The sequence below is a fragment of the Microvirga tunisiensis genome, assembly GCF_009296175.1.
GTDB classification, from domain to species: Bacteria; Pseudomonadota; Alphaproteobacteria; order Rhizobiales; family Beijerinckiaceae; genus Microvirga; species Microvirga tunisiensis.
Genome location: NZ_VOSK01000025.1, coordinates 21800 through 40786, shown reverse-complemented (window position 1 = coordinate 40786; position 18987 = coordinate 21800). Strand labels below are relative to the sequence as shown.

Below are 18987 nucleotides of genomic sequence, written 5' to 3'. Positions count from 1 at the left end.
GATTCGCAAATAACCGGCCCGCTGGCGCATCGTGCTGCAAAAGCGAAGCGGGTCTTTCGCTGACGCGGACCTCCGGTTCGCAGGGAACGATGCGCTCTTCGAAAAGAGGAGCATCGGGTCGATCCGGTGCTCCAGGGAATGCGATAGGGTAGACTGAATGACGAGTATTGGCATGAAGCGGCTCCTGCGGGCCGCTGCGATCGCGTTGAGCATTGCAGCGAGCGGTACGTCCTATGCGCAGCAGGCACAGACCTCGCCCAATACCCAGCCTCAGGCTCAAGCCCCGGCCTCGGCTCAGCCCCAGGCGGCCCCCCAGGCCGCGCCGGCTCCTGCAGCGGCGGCACCGGCCACCTCGATTTCGGCCGAGACCAAGGCGGTCCGCGCCAAGCTCGACGGCTTCAAAGCCGATCTCGACCAGAAGGAAGCCGCGATCCAGGGCCGGACCATGTCCGACGCGGATCTGCAGAACATTCGTGTGCAGATCGAACCGATCATCGCCGAGATCCGCACCGTCGTCGACGAGCTGACCCCGAAGCTCGAGGCGAGCAAGCAGCGCCTGACCCAGCTCGGGCCTAAGCCGGACAAGGGCCAGCCCGAGGAGAGTGCCGATGTCGCTCGGGATCGCGCCGAGCGCGAGGCGGCCGTGGCGGAACTCGACGAGACCCAGCGGCTCGGACGCGCCCTGCTCGTCCAGGCCGAGCAGCTGAATACCCAGATCGGCGACCTGCGTCGGGCGGGCTTCACCCGTGCCCTGTTCGAGCAGAGCGACGGCGTCTTCAGCCCCAACCTGTGGATGAACGTGGTGCAGGCCGTTCCGCGGGAGCTGCGGGCGCTGGGAATCGTCCTGGGCGATGCCCTGGAACAGCTCCGGCGCAGCACGTCGCTTGGCGTCCTGCTCCTCCTCGGCCTGTCAATCGGTGCGGCGATCGCCCTTTACGTCGGGCGGCGTTCCATTGCCCCGCGTCTCGTCAGGCGCGATCCGGCTGTCACGGATCCCTCGCGCCGCAGCCGCCTTCTGGCAGCGTTGGGCGTCCTCATTCTGGGGGCGGCCCCGGCCATTGCCGGCAGCTGGATCGTGTGGGTCGCCTTCGATTCCGCCGATATCGTCCCGCCTCGACTGGAGCAGATCGTCAGGGCACTCCTGAGCGGTCTGGCCTTCATTGCCTTCGTGCGTGCCCTGATCGACGCGATCCTGGCGCCGGATCATACCTCCTGGCGGCTGATTCCGGTTCGGGACGCCTCCGCCGTGCGGATCATGAGCTTCTCCGTGACCCTGGCGACCGTCATGGTCGCCGGCAAGGTGATCGAGGCATTCAACACGGCCATTGCCGCCGCCTTGCCCGTCACCGTCATGACCCGGGCGATCTTCGCCTTGGCGGAGGCCTTCGTGTTTGCCGAACTCCTGCGGCGCTTCGCGGCCCGCGAAACGCAGGATGAAGCCTGCCTCGGGCCCTATGTCGCGCAGGACGTGGACATCGGCGGGCCCCTGCGCAGTCTCGGCTGGTTCCTCGTTGCCCTCGTCGTCGGCAGCGCGATCGGCGGTTACGTGGCGCTGGCCTCCTTCGTGATCGACCAAGCGGTCTGGATCTCCATCGTCGTCGCGCTGCTGGTCCTGTGCATCGCGCTTGCCGACGAGTTCATCGGCGGCTCCCTGCGCGGCCAGACCCGGCTTGCCACGGCGCTGCAGGCCAATACGGGCTTGCGCCGCCGCTCCCTTGAGCAGATCGGCGTTCTGGGCAGCGGCGTCGCGCGGCTGGCTCTCATCATCGTCGGTATCCTGCTGGTGCTGGCCCCCTGGGGCATCGAATCCACCGATGTGACGGGCTCCCTGCGGGCCGTGTTCTTCGGGTTCAACGTCGGCGACGTTACGATCTCCCTGTCGTCGATCCTCCTTGCGGCCCTGCTGTTCGCCGCGGGCTTCGCCGTCACGCGCCTCATCCAGCGCTGGCTCAACAACACCTTCCTGCCGGCGACCGATCTCGATGCGGGCCTGCGCAACTCGATCAGCACGGCGGCGGGCTATGTCGGCATCATCACCGCGGGCGTGATCGCCTTCACCTATCTCGGCCTCAGCCTGGAGCGGGTGACCATCGTGGCCGGTGCACTTTCGGTCGGTATCGGTTTCGGCCTGCAATCCATCGTCAACAATTTCATCTCCGGCCTGATCCTGCTCTGGGAGCGCCCGATCCGCGTCGGCGATCTCGTGGTCGTCGGCGACGGCGAGGGCTATGTGCGCCGGATCAATGTGCGCTCGACGGAAATCCAGGCCTTCGACCGTTCGACGCTCATCGTGCCGAACTCGAACCTGATCTCCGGCATCGTGCGCAACCGCGTGCGCAACGATCGCGTGGGGCGCGTGCTCGTCTCGGTCCCGGTCCCGCGGGCGTCTGACCCGGATCAGGTCGCCGAGATCATGCGCAAGGCGGCGCTCGCCCACCGCGAGGTGATGAGCGAGCCTGCGCCCCGGGTGCTGTTCAAGAAGGTGACGGAAAACACCATCGATTTCGATCTCATCTCCTTCGTGGACGATATCGATGCGGCCGGCCGGGTTTCGAGCGACATCTATTTCGAGATCTTCCGCGGCCTGCGGAAGGCCGGCATCGGCGTTCCCGCGCCGGCACCGGCTCCCGAACCGGACGAAGAGCCGCAGGACAAGGCTCCGAAGGCGGAGGAGAAAGAGGACGAAACCTTAACCCTTCTCAAGGATAAGACGCCTGCATGAAGCGTCTCATCCCCTTGATCCTTCCCGCCCTCGCTCTTGCCGCCTGCCAGAGCGAGAAGCCCGTCCAGCGCAGCCAGACCCCGAGCTTTTACGTCTCCATGGCGAGGGCCGGTGCCGAGGTGGATTCCGCCATGGCGCGCGACATGATCGGCGCCTATCGCGGCAACAACGGCTTGCGGCCCCTGACCCTCGATCCGGATCTGCAGGCTGCGGCCCAGGCGGAAGCCGAGGCCATGGCCAGGGCCGACAAGCCGAGTTCGGCCGAGGCCTTCAAGGCCCGGCTGGCCTCGACGGGCTTTGCCGCACCGGCGGCAAATCTCTCGGCCGGCTACCATACCCTGGCCGAGGCCTTCTCCGGCTGGCGGGAGAGTCCGCAGCACAACCGCGTTCTCCTGGATGCCAGGGCGACCCGGATCGGCATCGCCACGGCCTACGCGCCGAATTCCAAATACAAGGTCTATTGGGTACTTGCCGTCGCAGCCGACAAGCGCTGATCGGTAGAGCATCGGACCCATAAGCGGCGATCTGCACCGGAACCATTCCGGAACTTAACCTATGTGAACAGGCTTTAGCTTGAGGAACTCTCAAGCTGAACGAGTATGCGTCACGAACCGATGCCGGACTTTGATCCCAAACTGGGCAGACAACTGCCTCCGCCCCCTGCGACTGGAAGCGAACAGGAAGTCGGTCCCGGTCAAGGCAATACGCTGGCCAAGGAGGCGGCCACCGCCGCAGCCCATCATCCGGAACCGCCGCACCCCCATGAGATACCCCCGAGCATCCTGCGGGAGCTGTTCCAGCTCTTTCGTGACATGCTCCGCAACGGCAAGGGCTGGCCCATGCTGCGGCTGGGCGCTGCCATTCTCGTCATCCTCGTCGGCAACATGTTCGGCCAGGTGCGGCTCAACCAATGGAACGGCGCCTTCTTCGACGCGGTCGAGAGGCGGGATGCCTCCGCGTTCTTCCACCAGCTCCTGATCTTTCTCGTCATCGTGGTCGTGCTCCTGGCCCTCGTGGTGGCGCAGACCTGGCTGCAGGAGCGTCTCAAGATCCGGTTGCGGCAGCGCCTGACGCAGGTGCTCCTCGACATCTGGCTCAAGCCGAACCGCGCCTACCAGATGGGCTTCATGGGCGAGAACAGCGCTCAGCCGGACCAGCGCATGCAGGAGGATTGCCGCCTCTTTTCCGAGCTCTCGACGGAGCTCGGAGTCGGCATGCTGCAGGCCTTCCTCCTCCTCGTGAGCTTCATCGGCGTCCTGTGGGCGCTGTCAGGGCCCGTGAGCTTCAATCTCGGCGGTCGCGAGATCACGATCACCGGCTACATGGTCTGGGTCGCGGTCGGCTATGCCGGGATCGGCTCCGGGCTCACCTGGCTCGTCGGACGGCCGATGATCCGCCTCAATACGCTCCGCTATGCCCGCGAGGCCGAGCTGCGCTTCGCCCTCGTGCGCGTGAACGAGAGCGCCGAGAGCGTCGCCCTCTACAACGGAGAGCCGGACGAGCGCCGCAACCTCGATGAATTCGTCGATGCGGTTCTCAAGGCCTCGCGGCGTCTGTCCGGCGGTCTCGCCCGGCTGACCTGGATCACCTCGGGCTATGGCTGGCTTGCCATCGTGGTGCCGATTCTCGCGGCCGCACCGGATTATTTCAGCGGCCGCCTGTCGTTCGGCGAAATGATGATGGTGGTCGGCGCCTTCAACCAGGTGCAGGCGGCCCTGCGGTATTTCGTAGACAACTTCCCGAAGATCGCCGATTGGCGCTCCGCCGTCCTGCGCGTCGCCACGTTCCGGCAGGCCGCCATCGATCTCGACGAGGTCACGGCCGAGAGCCGCAAGATCGAAACCGGTCCTCATCCCAAGGGGTGGCTCAGCTTCGAGGGCGTCTCGATCGCGCTCAACGACGGCAGCATCCTCATCGAGGATGCGACGGCGGAGATCCGGCCCGGCGAGCGGGTGCTGATCATGGGCGAGTCCGGCGCCGGCAAGAGCACGCTGTTTCGGGCCATTTCGGGCCTCTGGCCCTGGGGATCGGGCCGGATCCGCATCCCCAAGCCGGAGGAGATGATGTTCCTGCCGCAGCGGCCCTATCTTCCTTTGGGAACCCTGCGGGCCGCCATCAGCTATCCGGCCTCGCCCGAGACCTTCGACGATGCCCGGGTACGCCAGGCGCTCGAGCGCGTTGGCTTGGGCGAATTCATCGAGATGCTCGACAGGCACGAGCGCTGGGACAGGAGCCTGTCCCTCGGCCAGCAGCAGCGGGTGGCCTTTGCCCGTGTTCTCCTGCACAAGCCCAAATGGGTGTTCATGGACGAGGCGACCTCCGCGCTCGACGAGGAGAATCAGGCCTCCATGCTGGCGCTGTTCGAGAACGAGCTGAAAGGTGCGAGCGTCCTGTCGATCGGACACCGGCCCGGCCTCGAGGAGTTCCACACCCGCACGCTTCACATCCGCAAGACCAGGGAAGGAGCCATTCTCCTGGCCCGGTCCCGGTCGCGGCGGAACGGGCACTCTCAATCGAAGCTCGGGCCGAAATGGATCGGGCGCTTTCGCCGGAGCCTGAAGCCGGCCCGGAGCAGGGCATGAAAAGATACGGTCCGGAAAGTCCCGGCTTTTCAAGCGGCATGAAGTGCGCAAATCTCGACCGGAGGCGCAGTGTCCTTCGCGGAGTTCGTCACGTTCGCAGGTAGATCCCCATGCGGCTGATCAGGCTATATATCCGTGTTCTGGGCCAGCTCGGGTCCGATATGAGGATCGGGGCCTTGCTGGCCCTGGCCAATATCGCCCTTGCCATATCGGCTTTCGCGGAGCCCATCCTGTTCGGGCGCATCATCGACGTGCTCACCCGCGCCCAGATGCCAAACTCATCGCCTGTAACGTTCGGCGTTCTCATGCCGCTCATTCTCGCCTGGGTGGCTTTCGGACTGTTCTCCATCGGAGCGGGCGCGCTCGTGGCACTGCATGCAGACCGCCTTGCGCATCGCCGTCGGCTGGCCGTGGTGGCGAATTACTTCGAGCATGTACTCGAGCTGCCGCTCGCCTTCCACACCTCGACTCATTCGGGCCGTGTGTTGAAGGTCATGCTGGAAGGCTCGGGCGCCATGTCCTGGCTCTGGCTCGGCTTCTTCCGCGAGCATCTCTCGGCGATCATCGCGCTCGTCGTCCTCCTGCCGCTGACCGTGTTCCTGAACTGGCGCCTCGGCCTGCTCCTCGTGGCGCTCGTGGCGGTGTTCGCGCTTCTCACCGCCATCGTGCTGCGCAAGACGGAAACCCTGCAGGGGACAGTTGAGCGCTATCATTCGAGCCTCGCCGAGCACGCCTCCGACGCGCTCGGCAACGTGCCGGTCATCCAGTCCTTCACCCGCGTCGAGGCCGAGAGCCGCTCGCTGCGGACCATCATCCAGCAACTGCTCCAGGCGCAGAACCCGGTGCTGTCCTGGTGGGCTTTGGCATCCGTCGCCTCCCGGGCCTCGGCCACGATCACGGTCACGGCGGTCTTTCTCCTCGGCACCTGGCTGCATCTGAACGGGTTGGCCACCATCGGCGAGATCGTCATGTTCATGAGCATGGCCACCATGCTGATCGGTCGGCTGGAGCAGGCGGTGAGCTTCATCAACCAGCTCTTCATGCAGGCGCCGAAACTGCAGGAATTCTTCGAGATCCTGGACACGGCGCCCGTCGTTCACGACCGCGCCAATGCCAGGAACGTGGAACGCTACCAGGGCGACGTCGTCTTCGACAATGTGAGCTTCTCCTATGACGGGAAGCGCTCCGCCGTGCAGGATCTGACCTTTAGCGTTCAAGCGGGCGAAAACGTGGCGCTGGTGGGCGCCACCGGTTCCGGCAAGTCGACCACCCTGGGGCTTCTACACCGGGCCTTCGATCCGCAATCGGGCAGCATCCGCATCGATGGTCTCGACATCCGCGACGTCACGCTCTCGTCCCTGCGGCGCAACATCGGCGTGGTGTTCCAGGAGCCGATGCTGTTTGCCCGCACCATACGCGAGAACCTGCAGGTCGGGCGGCCCGATGCCACCGACGCGGAGATGATCGAGGCATTGGAGCGGGCGCAGGCCATCGAGTTCATCTCGCGCCAGACGGAGGGGCTCGACACGGTCATCGGCGAGCGCGGGCGCTCCCTCTCCGGCGGCGAGCGCCAGCGCCTGTCGATCGCCCGCGCGTTGTTGAAGAATCCGCCGATCCTGATCCTCGACGAGGCGACGAGCGCGCTCGATGCTGCAACGGAGCAGAAGCTGCAAAGGGCTTTGGACGAGGTGATGAAGGGACGTACGACCTTCGTCATCGCCCATCGCCTTGCCACCATCCGCAACGCCAACCGCATTCTCGTCTTCGATCAGGGACGCGTGATCGAGACCGGGACCTTCGAGGAGCTCGTGGCGAAGGGCGGCCGCTTCGCGGAGCTCGCGAAGGCGCAGTTCATGGCTGTCGAAGAGCCTCCGAAGCGCGTGAAGGTGTCGGCCCACGCATGATCCAGACCTTCGATCCTCAAACGGCGGGCGTCCGCCATCGGGTCAACGGCGTGACGCTTCATGCCGTCGAGGCGGGGCCGGCGGACGGGCCGCTCGTGATCCTGCTCCACGGCTTTCCCGAATTCTGGTGGGGATGGCGCTATCAGATCGGTCCGTTGACGGATGCCGGCTTTCGGGTGCTCGTGCCGGATCAGCGCGGCTACCATCTCAGCGACAAGCCCGAAGGCCGACGCGCCTACGACCTCGACACGCTGGCGAAGGACGTCGTCGGACTGGCCGATGCGCTCGGGCGCGGGACGTTTTCCGTCATCGGCCACGATTGGGGCGGGCTCGTCGCCTGGTGGACGGCCTCCCGCTATCCGGATCGCGTCGCAAAGCTTGTTGTTCTCAATGCGCCTCATCCGAGCGTTGCCGGATCGTATATGCGCTCACATCCGAGCCAGATGCTGAGAAGCCTATATGTCGGGTTTTTCCAGATCCCGCGTCTGCCCGAGGCCATGCTCTCGGCCAATGGTTATCGCAGCCTCAAGGATGCCCTTGTGCGCACGAGCCGCCGCGGCACGTTTTCGGACGGGGATGTCGCTCGATACGAGAAAGCTTGGTCGCAGCCCGGCGCGCTCACCGCCATGCTGAACTGGTATCGGGCTCTGCCCTTGAAACCCGGCATGCCGGATTCCACCGTCCGTTCGCCGACGCTCGTCATCTGGGGAACACGCGACCGATTTCTGGAGAAGGGATTGGCGGAGGCGAGTCTTTCCCTTTGTGAGACCGGGGACGTTCGCTGGATCGAGAACGCCACCCACTGGGTCCAGCACGAGGAGCCTGACGCTGTCAACGCGGCGCTGGTGGGGTTTCTGAAAACCTGATTCAGCGATCTCTGCCCTCATCCCGAGAGTCCGACCGGCGATCCGGGGACGTCATTTTTGTGTCATGGCCGGGCTTGTCGCGGCCATCTCGATTGGAAAGGTGCGGCGTCTCTCGCATCGGGATCACCGGCACAAGGCCGGTGATGACGTCGGAAATGAATGTCGGTCACACCTTAAAGCAGCGAGGATCACTCAGCCTTGGCGCGCACGTGTGTGAGCGGCGTAATCCTCACCGCCATGATCCGGTTGCGCGACTTGCGCAGCACCTGGAAGCGGAAGCCGTGGAAGGTGAAGATCTGGCCCGTGTCGGGAATGGTCTGCGCCTCATGGATGACGAGACCCGCGATGGTGGTCGCCTCTTCGTCCGGCAGGTTCCAGTCCATGGCGCGGTTGAGGTCGCGGATCGGCACGGAGCCGTCGACGTTCACCGAGCCGTTGGGCTGGGGCCGCACGCCCTGAACCGAGAGATCGTGCTCGTCCTTGATGTCGCCGACGATCTCTTCGAGGATGTCCTCGAGCGTCACCAGACCCATCACCTCGCCGTATTCGTCCACCACGAGAGCGAAGTGGGTCTTCTTGGCGAGAAAGGCCTTTAGCTGATCGCGCAGGGAGGTGGTGTCCGGCACGAACCAGGTCTCGAGCGCAATTGCCTCGACCTTGAGCTTGCTCGCGTCGCCGCCGACTGCATCGAGCGCCCGCAGCAGATCCTTGGCGTGGAGCACGCCGACGATGTTCTCCTGGCTGTCGCGCCAGAGCGGCATGCGGGTATAGGGCGAGGAGAGCACCTCACGGACGATCTCCTCCGAGGTGAGATCCGCGTTGATGGTGCGCATCTTGGTGCGGTGAACCATGACCTCCGAAACGGTCAGGTCTTCGAGATCGAGGAGGCCGCCCAGCATGTCGCGCTCTACCTTGGCGACGCCACCTTCCTTGTGCAGCAAAGCGACCTGACCGCGGATCTCCTCGCTGGCCGAGAGGATGGGCGTGTTCTCCCCGATCCGAATGCCGAAGGGCAGCAGCATGAGCCGCACGATCCGCTCGATGGCGATGGCGAGCGGTCCCAGCAGCGCTACGGCCCAGGACATGGGCCGCGAGAGGAAGAGCGACACGGTCTCGGGAGACGAGATCGCAAGGGTCTTCGGCAGAACCTCGGCGAAGACGATCACCAGGATCGACATGATGACGGTGGCGTAGATCGCGCCCTCGTCGCCGAAGATCGCGACGAGCACACTGGTGGCAAAGGCCGAGACGCCGATATTGACGATGTTGTTGCCGATCAGCACCGTGCCGATGAAGCGCTCGCGAATTTCGAGCAGGCGGTTGACCAGCTTGGCGCGCCGGTCGCCGCTCCTCTCCAGGACCAGCATGCGGGACCGCAATGCGCCCGTGAAGGCCGTCTCGCCGGCCGAGAAGAAGGCCGAGAGCAGAAGGCAGAAGATGACGACCAGGGCGGCAAACCAGAGATCGCCGGAGGATTCTTCGATCATGACCGTGACGGGTTGAGTTCGCTTTCCAGGAAGGTGCGGACCTTGTCGGCCTCGATGCCGGGAGCGATGAAGCTCTGCCCGATGCGTCGGGCCAGGATGAAGGTCAGGGCGCCGCCTTTCACCTTCTTGTCCTGGGCCATGGCGTCGAGCAGCTCGTCGGCCGTGCCGCAGCCACCGGGAACATGGGAGAGGCGCGTGGGAAGTCCAGCGGCCGATAGATGGGCTTCGACGCGCTGCGCATCGGCCGCCGGGCACAACCCGAGCGAGGCGGAGAAGCGGAAGGCGAGGGCCAGGCCGATCGCGACGCCTTCGCCATGGACGAGGCGCGCGGAATCGTAACGCGTGATCCGCTCGAGCGCATGGCCGAAGGTGTGGCCGAGATTGAGCAGCGCACGATCACCGTTCTCGTGCTCGTCGCGCACCACCACGTCGGCCTTGGCGCGGCAGCTCTGCGCCACGGCCTCGTCCCGCTCGGGCCCACCGGTGAAGACGCCCTGCCAATTGGCTTCGCACCAGGCGAAGAAGCGCTCGTCGTCGATGAGGCCGTACTTCGCCACCTCCGCGTAGCCTGCGCGCATTTCGCGGATCGGCAGAGTGTCGAGGAGGGCGGTGTCGGCAAGGACCAGGCTCGGCTGATGGAAGGCGCCGACGAGATTCTTGCCGTGGCGCGAATTGATGCCGGTCTTGCCGCCGACGGAGGAATCGACCTGGGAGAGCAGGCTGGTCGGCACCTGGACGAAACGCACGCCCCGGCGCACCACCGCGGCCGCAAAACCCGCGAGATCTCCGATCACGCCGCCGCCGAGCGCCACCACGAGATCCCCGCGCTCGATCCGGGCAGCCAGCACCGCATCGCAGACCTGTTCCAGGCTCGCATAGGATTTGGTGGCCTCACCGGGCGGAAGCGTAGTCACCGAGGTGCGCAGGCCCTGGTCGTTCAAGGATCTTGCAAGGGCCTCGGCGTAGAGCGGCCCCACGTGCTCGTCCGTCACGATGGCGGCGGCGCGCGCACCGAGCGCTGCAATCCGCGAGCCGGCCGTCGCGATCAGGCCGCGCCCGACCAGGATGTCATAGGCCCTGTCGCCGAGCGGGACCGGAACCGTGATGAAGGATGGGCTCTCCATCCCGGCGGCTGCGCTCGTCATGGCTCGGCGCTCCCTTGCTTTTCGCGTGCGAACCACTCGGCGAGAGCCTTGATGGCGTCGGCGACCACCCGGTCATGCGGTGCCTCGTGGGAATCGATGGTGATGTCCGCCGTGGCATAGACCGGATGGCGCAGCTCCATCAGGCGGCGCATGGTTCCTTCCGGGTCGGGATTCTGCAGAAGGGGGCGGGTCGATCGCTTGCGGACACGACGCATGAGAATGTCGAGATCCGCCTTGAGCCAGAGCGAGATGCCATGCTCGGCGATGCGCCGACGGGTCTCCTCGTTCATGAAGGCGCCGCCGCCGGTGGCGAGCACGATCGGTCCCTCCTGCAGGAGGCGGGCGATCACGCGGCGCTCGCCGTCGCGGAAATGATCTTCGCCGTGAATGGCGAAGATCTCGGGGATCGTCATGCCGGCCGCGGCCTCGATCTCGTGATCGGCGTCACGGAAAGGCAGCTTGAGCGTCTGTGCGAGCCTGCGGCCCACGGTGCTCTTTCCGGCGCCCATGAGCCCGACGAGCACAAGCGATCGCGTGCCGAGCTGGCGGCTGATGGGATGGCCGCGCTGGCTTGCCTGGTCTTGCCCGCCGACTTCATCGAGCGAATTGAAGCGGCTGATATTGTTCATGGGTCAGTCCTAGCACGGGCGCGGCGCCCTGTCACAAGGGCGTTATCCCCCTATTCCTCTCAAACTTAACCGAAGAGAAGGACTTGCCTTCGCCGTTCGGGCATGGTTCTAGCGTTTCAACGCTTCAAGAGGCTCACGTGCCCACCCTGTTCCGGTTTCTCCTCATCGTCGCCATTCTCGCGGGCCTTGGCTTTGCCGCCATGTTCGCCCTGGCGACCTTCGTCAAGCCCGATCCGCGCGAGATCACGGTTCCGGTTCCCACCAGCCGCACGCCTTCGTCTTCATGAGCGGCGCGCGCCATGCCAACCTCTTTCTCGACATGCTGGCCGCGGAGCGCGGCGCCTCCAAGAACACGCTCGATGCCTACCGGCGCGATCTCGACGATTATCTCGCTTACCTAAAGGAAGCAGGCTGTCAGCCCGACAATGCGACTTCCGCCACCGTCCGGGGCTTCATGGCGAGCCTGGAGGAGCGGGGCCTGAAGGCCTCCTCTGCCGCCCGCAGGCTCTCGGCCGTGCGCCAGTTCCACAAGTTCCTTTACGTGGAAGGCTATGCCCCCGCCAACCCGACGGCTGCCGTCTCGGCGCCGAAGCGGGGAAGGGCGCTGCCGAAGGTCTTGTCCGTCGCGGAAGTCGACCGTCTCCTGCAGGTGGCTTACGAGGGCGTCCAGCACCCGGAAGCCGCGCCCGCCGAGCGCCTGCGGGCCGCCCGCATGGCCTGCCTGCTGGAACTGCTCTACGCCACGGGCCTGCGCGTCTCGGAACTGATCGCCCTGCCGCGCAGCGCCGCCAAGACCCGCGACCGGTTCCTCGTGGTGCGCGGCAAGGGGGCGAAGGAGCGGCTCGTTCCGCTCACCGATGCGGCGCAGGACGCGGCCCGCGCCTATCTCGCTCTGCTGGAGGAGCGGACAAAGGCCGTTGGCCCTTGGCTGTTTCCAGCCGACAGCGAGAGCGGCCATCTCACCCGCCAGGCCTTTGCCCGCGACCTGAAGGTGGTGGCCGGGGCAGCCGGCCTGAGAGCCGATAAGATCAGCCCCCACGTGCTCCGCCACGCCTTCGCCAGCCATCTGCTCCAGAATGGAGCCGACCTACGCGTGGTGCAGGAACTGCTGGGTCATTCCGACATTTCGACGACGCAGATCTATACCCACGTGCTCGACGAGCGCCTGAAGAGCATGGTGCGCGATCTGCACCCGCTGGCGGAGACGGAGGGGTAATCGCGCGTTCACGTCATCGCCGGCCTTGTGCCGGTGATCTCGATTGCATGAAGCGCCGAGCCTTACCGTATCGGGATGGCCGGGACTGATCCCCGGATCAAGTCCGGGGACGGTCATGACGTGGAGAGTGTCATCCCCGGCGAGCCGAAGGCGCGGGAAGGGGATCCACTCCCCTTCTGAGCCGATGGGTTCCCTTCCCCTGCGATGGCTTCGCCATCTCCGGCCGGGAATGACAGAAAGTGAATTACCGCCGCTTGAGCAAAAATACGGCCTGGTCGCCGAGCAGGTTCCACACCCACCAGGGCAGGGTCACGCGCATGGGCTGACCGCCGGCATTGAGCGCGACTGCCTTTTCCATCTGCGCGCCGACCTCGCGGCACAGTTCCACGAAATCGCGGATGGTGCAGAAGTGGATGTTGGGCGTGTCGTACCAGGAATAGGGCATGTTCTCGGTCACCGGCATCCGGCCGCGAATCCCGAGGTCGAAGCGCACGCGCCAATGGCCGAAATTGGGGAAAGACACGATGGCCCGGCGGCCGATGCGCAGGAGATGCTCCAGCACCACCCTGGGCTGGCGCGTCGCCTGGATCGTCTGCGAGAGGATCACATAATCGAAGGCATCGTCCGGGTAATCGGCAAGGTCCGTGTCCGCATCGCCCTGAATCACCGGCAGGCCCTTGGCGAGGCAGGCATTCACGCCCTCGCGCGAGATCTCGATGCCGCGCCCGTCGACGCCCTTGCAGTCGCGCAGGATCGCCAGCAGCGAGCCGTCGCCGCAGCCGATGTCGAGCACGCGGGAGCCCGGCTCGACCATGTCGGCCACGAGAAGGAAGTCGAGGCGGTGACCGGTCTCGAGATCGGTTGCGGGAAGGGTGGCGAACGTCATGCGATGCCCCGCACCCGTGCCGCCGCGTCGATGAAGCCGGCTGCTGCCGCGAACATCTCGGGCTCTTCGAGCAGGAAGGCGTCGTGACCCTTGTCGCTCTCCACCTCGACGAAGCCGACGGAGGCCGCGGCCGCATTCAGGGCGTGGACGATGGCCCGCGAGTCGGAGGTGGGGAACAGCCAGTCGGAGGTGAACGAAATCACGCAGAAGCGCGTGGTCGATCCCTTGAAGGCCTTGGCGAGCGAGCCGCCATGCTCCGCCGCGATGTCGAAGTAATCCATCGCCCGCGTGACATAGAGGTAGGAATTGGCGTCGAACCGCTCGACGAAGGCGATGCCCTGGTAGCGCAGGTAGCTCTCGATCTGGAAATCGGCGTCGAACGAGAAGGTCGGCGCGCTGCGGTCCTGGAAGTTGCGCCCGAATTTCCGGTGCAGGGCCATCTCGGAGAGATAGGTGATGTGCGCGCCCATCCGCGCGACGGCGAGGCCCTTGGAGGGACGCGTGCCCTCGGTCAAGTAGCGCCCGCTGCGCCACTCCGGATCGGCCATCACCGCCTGGCGGCCAACCTCGTGGAAGGCGATGTTCTGGGCGGAATGGCGGGCGGCTGTCGCGATGGGAAGGGCGGAAAAGACCCGGTTGGAGTAGCTCACGGCCCATTGCAGCACCTGCATGCCGCCCATGGAGCCGCCGACGACGCAGAACAGGCTCTCGATGCCGAGCCGGTCGATGAGGGCGGCCTGCGCCCGCACCATGTCGCGAACGGTCACGACCGGAAAGTCGAGCGCGTAGGGCTCGCCCGTGGCCGGATTGATCGAGGCGGGGCCCGTGGTGCCCATGCAGCCGCCGATCACGTTGGCGCAGATCACGAAGAAGCGATTCGTGTCCACCGGCCTGCCGGGGCCGACCATGGGAAGCCACCAGCCGGGCTTGCCCGTGACCGGGTTCTCGTTCGCCACGTGCTGATCGCCGGTGAGCGCGTGGCAGATCAGGACTGCATTGGACTTGTCGGCATTGAGCGTGCCGTAGGTCTGATAGGCGATCTGCCAGGGCGCGAGCGCGATGCCTGCATCCATCATCAGGGGCTCGTCCGCGCCAAAGCGCATGACCAGGCTCGACGGGTCGTCGACCTGGCTTCGCGGTTCGGAGGACAGGGGCGCAAATGACATGGTTTAATGGAAATGTTCGTTCTTTCGAACAACCGGTACTGCGGAGCGCCTGCCGCGTCAACGAGCATAACGCCCGGCAACGGGCTTAGGGTGTCATCCCCGGCGGCCGAAGGCCGGGAAGGGGATCCATGGCGCTGAGGTGAGAGTGGATTCCCTTCCCCTGCGCTTTCGCTCCGGCCGGGAATGACACTCCCGCAGCCCTCACGCTCCTCCAGCGCCGGCACCCGCCGCGTCATCCTCGGGCTCGTCCCGGGATCCACGTCTTCGTCAGCCACGCTTCCTCAGGATGAGGGCAGAGGCAGACGTGCCGGGCAGGGCGTGGGTATGTTCGTGTTTTGTTCTTGACAATTGTCCTAACCTTGGCTATGGATGGGAGGTCCGGTCTCACGAGGGACGCGCCCGAGGCGTCGGTGACGGAGACCGGATACGGTTCTGACAGGGCGGGGGAGTCGCACCCTCCGGCGGTCAGGGTCCTGAGCGGAGGCGGCGCGACGATCGACCTGTTCGGGCAGGCGGTGGCCGCCCCCTCCCAAGCCTCGCCGGCACCGGTGTAATCTCCGGGGCCGCGCAATCAAGCGCCGTAAAGCGCCTCTGAGGGTGTCGTCCCTGAGGCGGGGAGTGCGGGGCTCAGGATGAAAAAAGCCGTGCGCGGGAGGCGGGTTGAGCTTCCCGTCCGGGCGGATCTCCCGTCCCGAACCCCTTCGCGCTCCGCTGGAGCGGCGAAGCACACCTCAGTCCCGCGCTTCCCTCGATCTCCGAGACAAGCCAGGACCGGCCGGAAGCCGCCAGCCCCACCAGGGGAGGGAGCGTTCCCTCATGGGCAGGCCTGCTCCACGAGCCGTCGTGCAATCGGTGATGACAAGCAGGGCCAAAACCGCCAAAGAAGAGGGCGCCCGACCTAAGAGGCTGGCTCATCAATCTCTCCCTCATCCTGAGGAGCCTATACGGCAGGCGTCTCGAAGGAGGATCCAGTGCTCGCTGGAGACGTCCCGCTCCTTCGAGACGAACCTTGCGGTCCTCCTCAGGATGAGGGCTAGGTGTGCGCCAGTGACGAGCCAGACTTTAAGGATCCCGACCATGTCCGCCGAACAGCCCGCTCCCTCCCTTGCCGATCTGCGCCAGGAGATCGACCGGATCGACGAGGCGATGCACCGGCTGCTCATGGAGCGCGGCACCATCATCGACCGCCTGATCGCTTCCAAGAAAGCCTCCCAGGCGGGCCTGAGCTCCGCCTTCCGGCCCGGACGCGAGGCCTCGATGATGAAGGCCTTGGCCGAGCGCCATCAGGGCCTGCTGCCGCTCGACACGGTGGAGGGCATCTGGCGGGTGATCATCGGCACCTTCACCTATGTCCAGTCCCATTATTCCGTTCACGCCGATGTCTCGGCGGGCGACGCGCCCATGCGCGACACGGCCCGGTTCCATTTCGGCTTCACCGTGCCGCACATCACTCATCCGAGCGCAGCCGCGGTGATCGAGGCTGTCGCTTCCTCGCGCGGCGATCTCGGCATCTTCCGGCTCGATCAGGGCGCGACGAGCGGCGCCTGGTGGCGCACGCTGGCCGACAAGCGCCGCCCGAAGATCATCGCGCGCCTGCCCTTCATCGAGCGGCCCGACCATCCGGCCGGCACCCCGGTCTTCGTCATCTCGAAGCCCCTGACCGATGCGGCCGTGCGCGACGTGGTGCTCTATGCCGCCCAGTTCGAGCGCTGGCACAAGGGTGCCAATGAGGCCCTGATCCAGCTCGGCGGCGAAGTGGTGGCGAGCGCGGCCGACACCAACGGCCTCTCCGAGCTCATCGCCGTGCCCGGCACGGTCGAGCCCACCCAGCTGCGCCAGACCCTGACCAAGGCGGGCGCAAGCCTTGCCCAGCTGGTCGAGATCGGCAGCCATGCCGAACGTTTCCGCGTGAAATGAAATCCGACCTGCGCTAGAGCCTCTCCCATTGGTTGATTGCTAGGAAGTCAAGATGTCCGCTCGTCCCCAGCCCCGTCCCGGCGTGATGCAGATCGACGCCTATGTGCCCGGCAAGAGCAAGGCCGCAGGGGTTGCCAAGGTCTACAAGCTCTCCTCGAACGAGACCCCGCTCGGCCCCTCGCCGACGGCCGCGGAGGCGATCCGCACCTTCGATCATCTCGAGCTCTATCCGGACGGTGCGGCCACCAGGCTGCGGGAGGCGATCGCCGCGAGATACGGGCTCGATCCGAACCGGATCATCTGCGGCGCGGGCTCGGACGAGCTTCTGGCTCTGATCACCCATGCCTATGTGGGTCCGGGCGACGAGGGCATCTTCACCGAGCACGGCTTCCTGGTCTATCGCATCGCCATCCTGGCCGCCGGCGGCACGCCCGTCGTGGCGCCGGAGAAGGATCTCCGCACGGATGTGGATGCGATTCTGAGCCGTGTGACGGACAAGACCCGGATCGTCTTCCTCGCCAACCCCAACAACCCGACCGGCACCTACATCCCGTTCGACGAGGTGAAGCGCCTGCATGCGGGGCTGCCGCCCCATGTGGTGCTGGTGCTCGATGCAGCCTATGCGGAATATGTCCGCCGCAACGACTACGAGTCGGGCCTCGAGCTCGTCGCCACGTCCGAGAATGTGGTGATGACCCGCACCTTCTCGAAGATCTACGGCCTCGCGAACCTGCGCCTCGGCTGGATGGTGGCGCCGGCTCATATCACTGACGCGGTCAATCGCATTCGTGGCCCGTTCAACGTCAGCGGCCCGGCCATGGCGGCCGGCATCGCGGCGATCCAGGACGAGGCTCATCTCGCGAAGGCGGTCGAGCACAACGAGAGATGGCTCGCCTGGCTCACCCGCGAAATCGCGGCTTTGGGCCTGAAGGTCACGCCGAGCGTCGGCAATTTCCTGCTGATCCACTTCCCTCAGGAAGAGGGCCTGACCGCGAAGGACGCCGATGCGTTCCTCTCCAGCCGCGGGCTCATCCTGCGCCGGATCGATGCTTACGGCCTGCCTCACGCGCTGCGCCTGACCGTGGGCGACGAGGAGGCGAATGGTCTCGTGGTGGCGGCTTTGCGTGATTTCATGGGCGGGAAAAATGCCTGAGCGTCTCGGTCCTCCTCGCGAAACGCCGCTCTTCGAGCGCGTCGCCCTCGTCGGCCTCGGCCTGATTGGCTCGTCGATCGCCCGCGCGACCCGGCATCTCAATCTCGCGCGCTCCATCGTCGCCGTCGATGCGAGCGAGGCTGTCGTTGAGCGGGTGCGGGAGATCGGGATCGCCGACGAGGCGACCACCGATGTGGCTGCAGGCGTGAGGGATGCGGATCTCGTGATCCTGTGCGTGCCGGTCGGCGTCTGCGGAACGGTGGCCGAGGCCATGAGACCGGGCTTGAAGCCTGGCTGCATCGTGTCGGATGTGGGCTCGGTGAAGGCCTCCGTCATCGGTCAGGTGCAGCCGCATCTGCCTGACGGCGTATCGTTCGTGCCGGCTCATCCGGTGGCGGGCACGGAGCATTCGGGGCCGGATGCCGGCTTTGCGACGCTCTTCCACAATCGCTGGTGCATTCTCACGCCCCCGGAGGGCATGGACGAGACGGCCATCGAGAGCGTACGCGCCTTCTGGGAGGCCATGGGCTCCAATGTGGAAGTGATGACCGCGCAGCATCATGACCTGGTGCTCGCCATCACCAGCCATGTGCCGCACCTGATCGCCTACAACATCGTCGGAACGGCGGCGGATCTGGAGACCGTCACGCAGGGCGAAGTCATCAAGTTCTCCGCCGGCGGCTTCCGCGATTTCACCCGCATCGCGGCGTCCGACCCGACCATGTGGCGCGACGTCTTCCTGCACAACCGGGAAGCCGTGCTGGAGATGCTCGGCCGCCTCAACGAGGACATCGCGCTTCTGGCCCGCGCCATCCGCTGGGGCGAGGGCGACAAGCTCTTCGATCTCTTCACCCGCACCCGCGCCATCCGCCGCGGCATCATCTCGTCGGGCCAGGAAACGCCGGAGCCGGATTTCGGCCGCCGGAGGGAAGACAAGACCTAGATCCTTAGCACAGTGATTTTGACGGTTTGACACCGCCAAGCTCGTGCTGCGGACTTCGCATCTGGTACCGAGGCCCCGTCCAATGGGGATCAATCCACTTGCAGATCCCGCACCGCTTCGAAGTGCCGTCACAAGAGACGGCAGGCCAACCGGTCAAAATCACTGTGTCGAGGATCTAGTTGGAACGCTTGTCATCCCCGGCGGTCCGCAGGACCGGGAAGGGGATCCACGATCAGGCGCTCAGTTGATGGATTCCCTTCCCCTCCGCTGACGCTCCGGCCGGGAATGACATCCGCCCTCGTCATGGCCGGGCCTGTCCCGGCCATCCCGATTGGATAAGCACCGCACTTCTCGCATCGAGATCACCGGCA

At 65.7% G+C, this 18987-nt stretch carries 15 protein-coding genes; 10 read left to right on the top strand and 5 right to left on the bottom strand.

Annotation, left to right across the window (positions count from 1 at the left end; translation table 11 throughout):
• Nucleotides 1-157 precede the first annotated feature (157 nt).
• The 5 genes from FS320_RS09825 to FS320_RS09805 all read left to right on the top strand — a co-directional run bounded on the left by FS320_RS09825 (nucleotide 158) and on the right by FS320_RS09805 (nucleotide 8074).
• Nucleotides 158-2722 (top strand): DUF3772 domain-containing protein, encoded by a 2565-nt coding sequence (locus tag FS320_RS09825; protein ID WP_244627058.1) that lies wholly within the window; start codon nucleotides 158-160, stop codon nucleotides 2720-2722.
• Nucleotides 2719-3216: a CAP domain-containing protein gene (locus FS320_RS09820; protein ID WP_152711260.1), complete on the top strand. Its 498-nt coding sequence runs from the start codon at nucleotides 2719-2721 to the stop codon at nucleotides 3214-3216. The genes FS320_RS09825 and FS320_RS09820 overlap by 4 nt, the downstream gene beginning before the upstream one ends.
• 105 nt (nucleotides 3217-3321) lie before the next feature.
• Nucleotides 3322-5304: an ABC transporter ATP-binding protein/permease gene (locus FS320_RS09815; protein ID WP_152711258.1), complete on the top strand. Its 1983-nt coding sequence runs from the start codon at nucleotides 3322-3324 to the stop codon at nucleotides 5302-5304.
• A 110-nt stretch (nucleotides 5305-5414) separates the two neighbouring features.
• On the top strand, nucleotides 5415-7208 hold the full coding sequence (locus tag FS320_RS09810; RefSeq protein ID WP_152711256.1) for a glucan ABC transporter ATP-binding protein/ permease: 1794 nt from the start codon (nucleotides 5415-5417) through the stop codon (nucleotides 7206-7208).
• Nucleotides 7205-8074 (top strand): alpha/beta fold hydrolase, encoded by an 870-nt coding sequence (locus tag FS320_RS09805; protein WP_152711254.1) that lies wholly within the window; start codon nucleotides 7205-7207, stop codon nucleotides 8072-8074. Before FS320_RS09810 ends, FS320_RS09805 begins: the two co-directional genes overlap by 4 nt.
• Before the next feature lie 188 nt (nucleotides 8075-8262).
• On the opposite strand, the gene FS320_RS09800 is transcribed toward FS320_RS09805, so the two are convergent.
• The 3 genes from FS320_RS09800 to FS320_RS09790 are packed head-to-tail and all read right to left on the bottom strand — an operon-like array spanning nucleotide 8263 to nucleotide 11335.
• Nucleotides 8263-9561, bottom strand: coding sequence for an HlyC/CorC family transporter (locus FS320_RS09800; protein ID WP_152711253.1), 1299 nt, complete (start codon nucleotides 9559-9561; stop codon nucleotides 8263-8265).
• Nucleotides 9558-10706, bottom strand: coding sequence for a 3-dehydroquinate synthase (aroB, locus tag FS320_RS09795; protein WP_244627057.1), 1149 nt, complete (start codon nucleotides 10704-10706; stop codon nucleotides 9558-9560). The genes FS320_RS09800 and aroB overlap by 4 nt, the downstream gene beginning before the upstream one ends.
• The gene (locus FS320_RS09790) at nucleotides 10703-11335 is read right to left on the bottom strand and encodes a shikimate kinase (RefSeq protein WP_152711251.1); all 633 of its coding nucleotides are present in this window, start codon (nucleotides 11333-11335) and stop codon (nucleotides 10703-10705) included. The genes aroB and FS320_RS09790 overlap by 4 nt, the downstream gene beginning before the upstream one ends.
• Before the next feature lie 137 nt (nucleotides 11336-11472).
• Here FS320_RS09790 and FS320_RS09785 point away from each other — a divergent pair, with 137 nt between their 5' ends.
• Entirely contained in the window at nucleotides 11473-11622 is a 150-nt protein-coding gene (locus FS320_RS09785) for a histidine kinase (protein ID WP_162002912.1), read from the top strand.
• Entirely contained in the window at nucleotides 11619-12551 is a 933-nt protein-coding gene (gene xerD / locus FS320_RS09780) for a site-specific tyrosine recombinase XerD (RefSeq protein ID WP_152711248.1), read from the top strand. Before FS320_RS09785 ends, xerD begins: the two co-directional genes overlap by 4 nt.
• Before the next feature lie 244 nt (nucleotides 12552-12795).
• On the opposite strand, the gene metW is transcribed toward xerD, so the two are convergent.
• Both metW and metX read right to left on the bottom strand, forming a co-directional pair.
• Nucleotides 12796-13437, bottom strand: coding sequence for a methionine biosynthesis protein MetW (gene metW / locus FS320_RS09775; protein WP_152711246.1), 642 nt, complete (start codon nucleotides 13435-13437; stop codon nucleotides 12796-12798).
• A complete protein-coding gene (gene metX, locus FS320_RS09770) occupies nucleotides 13434-14603 on the bottom strand; it encodes a homoserine O-acetyltransferase MetX (RefSeq protein WP_152711244.1) in 1170 nt (389 codons plus the stop codon). The genes metW and metX overlap by 4 nt, the downstream gene beginning before the upstream one ends.
• Nucleotides 14604-15680: 1077 nt before the next feature.
• On the opposite strand from metX, the gene FS320_RS09765 reads away from it, so the two are divergent.
• Genes FS320_RS09765 through FS320_RS09755 form a run of 3 tightly spaced genes read left to right on the top strand, consistent with a single transcriptional unit; the run spans nucleotide 15681 to nucleotide 18616 of the window.
• Nucleotides 15681-16520, top strand: a complete 840-nt coding sequence (locus tag FS320_RS09765; protein ID WP_152711242.1) for a chorismate mutase — start codon at nucleotides 15681-15683, stop codon at nucleotides 16518-16520.
• A 52-nt stretch (nucleotides 16521-16572) separates the two neighbouring features.
• A complete protein-coding gene (gene hisC, locus FS320_RS09760) occupies nucleotides 16573-17673 on the top strand; it encodes a histidinol-phosphate transaminase (RefSeq protein WP_152711240.1) in 1101 nt (366 codons plus the stop codon).
• Nucleotides 17666-18616: a prephenate/arogenate dehydrogenase family protein gene (locus tag FS320_RS09755; protein ID WP_152711238.1), complete on the top strand. Its 951-nt coding sequence runs from the start codon at nucleotides 17666-17668 to the stop codon at nucleotides 18614-18616. The genes hisC and FS320_RS09755 overlap by 8 nt, the downstream gene beginning before the upstream one ends.
• Nucleotides 18617-18987: the final 371 nt, after the last annotated feature.

Excerpts from the sequence above, each read along its gene's own strand:
- metW (WP_152711246.1), bottom strand. The coding sequence starts at position 13,437 with ATGACGTTCGCCACCCTTCCCGCAACCGATCTCGAGACCGGTCACCGC.
- FS320_RS09765 (WP_152711242.1), top strand. The coding sequence starts at position 15,681 with ATGTCCGCCGAACAGCCCGCTCCCTCCCTTGCCGATCTGCGCCAGGAG.
- FS320_RS09815 (WP_152711258.1), top strand. The coding sequence starts at position 3,322 with ATGCGTCACGAACCGATGCCGGACTTTGATCCCAAACTGGGCAGACAA.
- aroB (WP_244627057.1), bottom strand. The coding sequence starts at position 10,706 with ATGACGAGCGCAGCCGCCGGGATGGAGAGCCCATCCTTCATCACGGTT.
- hisC (WP_152711240.1), top strand. The coding sequence starts at position 16,573 with ATGTCCGCTCGTCCCCAGCCCCGTCCCGGCGTGATGCAGATCGACGCC.
- FS320_RS09810 (WP_152711256.1), top strand. The coding sequence starts at position 5,415 with ATGCGGCTGATCAGGCTATATATCCGTGTTCTGGGCCAGCTCGGGTCC.
- FS320_RS09790 (WP_152711251.1), bottom strand. The coding sequence starts at position 11,335 with ATGAACAATATCAGCCGCTTCAATTCGCTCGATGAAGTCGGCGGGCAA.
- xerD (WP_152711248.1), top strand. The coding sequence starts at position 11,619 with ATGAGCGGCGCGCGCCATGCCAACCTCTTTCTCGACATGCTGGCCGCG.
- FS320_RS09805 (WP_152711254.1), top strand. The coding sequence starts at position 7,205 with ATGATCCAGACCTTCGATCCTCAAACGGCGGGCGTCCGCCATCGGGTC.
- FS320_RS09820 (WP_152711260.1), top strand. The coding sequence starts at position 2,719 with ATGAAGCGTCTCATCCCCTTGATCCTTCCCGCCCTCGCTCTTGCCGCC.
- FS320_RS09800 (WP_152711253.1), bottom strand. The coding sequence starts at position 9,561 with ATGATCGAAGAATCCTCCGGCGATCTCTGGTTTGCCGCCCTGGTCGTC.
- metX (WP_152711244.1), bottom strand. The coding sequence starts at position 14,603 with ATGTCATTTGCGCCCCTGTCCTCCGAACCGCGAAGCCAGGTCGACGAC.
- FS320_RS09755 (WP_152711238.1), top strand. The coding sequence starts at position 17,666 with ATGCCTGAGCGTCTCGGTCCTCCTCGCGAAACGCCGCTCTTCGAGCGC.
- FS320_RS09825 (WP_244627058.1), top strand. The coding sequence starts at position 158 with ATGACGAGTATTGGCATGAAGCGGCTCCTGCGGGCCGCTGCGATCGCG.